Source organism: Thauera sp. (genome assembly GCF_034003485.1).
Lineage (GTDB): Bacteria > Pseudomonadota > Gammaproteobacteria > Burkholderiales > Rhodocyclaceae > Thauera.
This window is the reverse complement of the sequence record NZ_JAVEYL010000081.1, coordinates 1-3,434: the sequence shown is the minus strand read 5'-3', so window position 1 is coordinate 3,434 and position 3,434 is coordinate 1. Positions and strand designations below refer to the sequence as shown.

Here is a 3,434-nt window from a genome sequence, read left to right as displayed (position 1 = left end):
ACGGCCACGCGGTCAATCAGGCAGCCATCCGCTACGCACTGCAGACGCTGTGCCGGCAACTGGGTTGGCAGCCTCGTGGCGACTATCCCCATCATCGACTGCACGACTTGCGGCACACCTTCGTCGTGCGTGCCACGCTGCGCTTCTACCAGCAAGGCATCGATGTCGATCGAGCGGTCCTGGCACTCTCTACCTACATCGGTCATGCGAAGGTCAGCGATACCTACTGGTACTTCACTGGCATTCCCGAACTGATGGCCATCGCCGCTGAACGTTTCGAGCGTTACGCAGAGGGAGCACCGCAATGAACGCCTTGCTCACCGACCCCGCCGAATTCGCCTCCTTGCTCCAGCGGTTCTTTGCCGAACGGTTGTTACAGCAGAAGAATGCCAGCCCGCGAACGATTGCCGCCTACCGCGACACCTTCCGGTTGCTGTTCGGCTATGCCGAAAGAGAAAGGGGAACGCCGCCGGCGAAGCTAACGCTGAACGACTTCGATTCGACGCTGACCCTCGACTTTCTGACCTATCTGGAAACGGAGCGTCGTAATACGGTGCGCAGCCGCAACGCACGGTTGGCCGCCGTTCGCGCCTTTGCCCATTACGTCGCGCTGCAATGCCCACCAGCCTTGCAGCTCATGCAGCAGATCCTGGCGATCCCAATGAAGCGTTTCGAGAAACCCCTCCTCGGGTTTCTCTCCCGCGACGAGGTTCAAGCGCTCCTCGCTGCGCCAGACATCACGACCTGGTGCGGTCTGCGCGATCGGATGATGCTCACGCTGCTCTACAACACCGGCGCCCGCGTCTCCGAAATGATCGGCATCCGGGTCGCCGACGTCACCCTCGCAACCACTTCATCGGTGCGCCTGCATGGCAAAGGCCGCAAGCAACGAACCGTCCCACTCTGGAAAGAGACAGCTGCCGAAATCCGACGTTGGTTGGCGTATGCGGATCTGAAGGCCGAGCACCCACTCGTACCGACCCGCAAGGGCCTGCCGATGACACGCACGAATGTGGCTGAACGGCTTGCCCTCGCGGTCAGTGAAGCGACAGAACGATGTCCTCAACTACAAGGTCGCCGCATCTCGCCACACACATTGCGCCATACGACCGCAATGCACTTGCTACAGGCTGGCGTCGATCTCACTGTCATCGCCCTGTGGCTGGGGCACGAAAGCCCAGTCACGACTCACGGATACGTCGAGGCCGATCTCGCCATGAAGGAGCGTGCGCTGGCCACCATCGCGCCGCCCGGGGCGGGGAAACGCCAACGCTATCGTCCGACTGACGCCGTCCTCAAGTTCCTCGAAAGCCTCTGAAATTATGCAAAGCAGAGCACGCGACCCTCCGTAGAGGACAGCACTCGAGGCCGAAGGGCTTGCATAATCGACGACCGCGCATAATTCCGACCCAGCGGAATCGGCCTTAGCGCCCGTTCGAGATGGTTGGTATCGATCGGCACATCCGGGTCGGCGAGGAACACTTCCAGTGCCGCCCGTCGCTTGTGTGCGTAGATCAGCGCCTTGGTCAGCGGGTTGCTCGGCAGCAGCCCTTGCGCGTCCAGGCGCTCCTGTACCCAGGTGAAGAAGGCCGCCACGATCGGGCGGGCGTGATCGAGCCGGTACTCGCGCTTGGCCTCGCCCTTGAGCTTGTCGTCGCGGATCTTCGCTTCGACCGCGTAGAGCGCGCCGATGAACTCGAGCGCCTTGACCGCCAGCTCGGGCTCGGCCGCTTCTGCGTGGATGAATTCGCGCCGGCAGTGCGTCCAGCACTGCGCGTGCGTGAGCCCGGTCTTGCTCGCGTAGGTCTCGTAGGCGCCGTAGCCGTCCGAGAGCAGCACACCCCTTCGGTGGGCTTGAGCCCGAGCACCTTCTCGACGTTGCTGTAGGCGCGGCTGTCGAAGAACGGGAAGCAGATCTCGTGCAGTTCGCCATACACCGGCCAGAAGTAACAGGCCTTCATTTTGCCCGGGCCGGCACGGCCGGCTTTGATCGGGGTCTCGTCCATGGCCTTGACGCGGCTGGCACGGATCGACGCGAGCTGCGCCTCGTAGATCGGCGTGAGCAGCGCCCCCGCCTGCGCAGCCAGTTGCGTGAGCCAGGCGCGGCTGACCGTGATGCCCGCGTCAGCCAGGCGCTGATGCTGGCGGTACAGCGGCAGGTGCCAGGCGAACTTGTCGAGCAGCAGCCCGACCAGGAAACTTACGTCGGCGCGATTGCCCTCGAGCACCCCGACAGGCGCCGCCGGGCAGTGGATCGTCTGCGTGTCGCGGCGCTTGATGACCGGGCGCACGTACTTGAGGATCACGTAGCTGCCCGGGCGCTTCGCCAGGCGGTGGCTAACCTTCTCGCCGATCACCTCGAATTGCTCGGCGGCAAGCCCCTCGGTCTCGGGGTTGGCGAGCGTGATCGTCTCGACCGGGACGCGCGTCTGGTCGAAGAACAGCGCCGAGTCGTCCTTGTCCTGTGCGTAGTCGGTGCGCGACGCACGGCGGGTGTGTCCCGCCACGGTCTTGCCGGGGGTGTCGGGCTGCGATTCGGGGATCGGTAGCTCACCCAGATACATCTGCGCCGGGTCCGGTGAGACCGGGCGCTTCTCGCTCTTCTGACCGAAGAGCTGGCGGCGGAACCACTCGCGCTGATGTTGGATGGTCTGCACTTGGCGCTGCAGATCCGCATGCGCCTGGGCCAGTTCGACGACGCGCTCGGGCGCCCACTGGGCGGCCTCGGCAAGGGTCGGAACGGGGGCGGTGTGCGGCGCGGACATGGCGCGCATTTTACCGTAGAGCCCAGCATTCATGCGGGTTTCACGGCGTTTGCGGGCAGCCGGAAACGGCGCTTGTAGCGGACCGGCTCGATGCCTTCGAGCAGCAGCTTGAGCCCGGTCCAGTCCATCTGACGCGTGCTCACATGCGCCCAGTTCGACATGAAGCGCCCCTGCTCGAGGCGCTTGGCCCATACGCAGAACCCAGTGCGGTCCCAGTACAGCACCTTCATCTGCGTGCCGCGCCGGTTGATGAACACGAACAGCTCGCCCGAGAGCGGATCGCAGCCGAGCGCCTGGCGCGTGAGTGCGTACAGACCGTCGAAGGATTTGCGCATGTCGACCGGGCGGCCATAGACGTGGACGCGGACCGCGCCTTCGGGGAAGAACATCAGCCGCGCGACAGGTGAAGGATCACGCCGTCGCCCAGGTCGAGCCGCAGTTCGAGGCGACCCGTGCCGCCGAGTTTGAGCGTGCCGGCGTCGACGAAGCCAGTGGGCTCCATCGCCGGCGCGGCCGGCTGCGTACTCGGCTCGCCCAGCAGGCTACGCCAGCGCCGGAAGCTCGACTCGCTGAGCCCCTCGCGGATGCAGAACGGCTCGACCCCCAGGCCACTCTCCGCAAACCGCGCGATGACCGCTTGCCATTCCTGACGGCTACGCCGCCGCCACT

Annotated in this window: 3 protein-coding genes and 2 pseudogenes; 2 read left to right on the top strand and 3 right to left on the bottom strand. The window is 64.9% G+C overall.

Annotated features, from left to right (window positions below):
- Window positions 1-308, top strand: a pseudogene (locus RBT54_RS18325) (integrase); the annotation flags it as partial.
- Complete coding sequence (locus tag RBT54_RS18320; RefSeq protein WP_075148764.1) at window positions 305-1,318, top strand: site-specific integrase; 1,014 nt, start codon at window positions 305-307, stop codon at window positions 1,316-1,318. The pseudogene RBT54_RS18325 and the gene RBT54_RS18320, both read left to right, overlap by 4 nt.
- A gap of 86 nt (window positions 1,319-1,404) precedes the next feature.
- On the opposite strand, the pseudogene tnpC reads toward RBT54_RS18320, so the two are convergent.
- The 3 genes and pseudogenes from tnpC to tnpA all read right to left on the bottom strand — a co-directional run.
- Window positions 1,405-2,765, bottom strand: a pseudogene (gene tnpC, locus RBT54_RS18315) (IS66 family transposase); the annotation flags it as partial.
- Between the two features lie 29 nt (window positions 2,766-2,794).
- The gene (gene tnpB / locus RBT54_RS18310; protein WP_320368416.1) at window positions 2,795-3,154 is read right to left on the bottom strand and encodes an IS66 family insertion sequence element accessory protein TnpB; all 360 of its coding nucleotides are present in this window, start codon (window positions 3,152-3,154) and stop codon (window positions 2,795-2,797) included.
- On the bottom strand, window positions 3,154-3,434 hold a 281-nt coding region (tnpA, locus tag RBT54_RS18305; protein WP_320368415.1), incomplete at its 5' end, for an IS66 family insertion sequence element accessory protein TnpA. The genes tnpB and tnpA, both read right to left, overlap by 1 nt.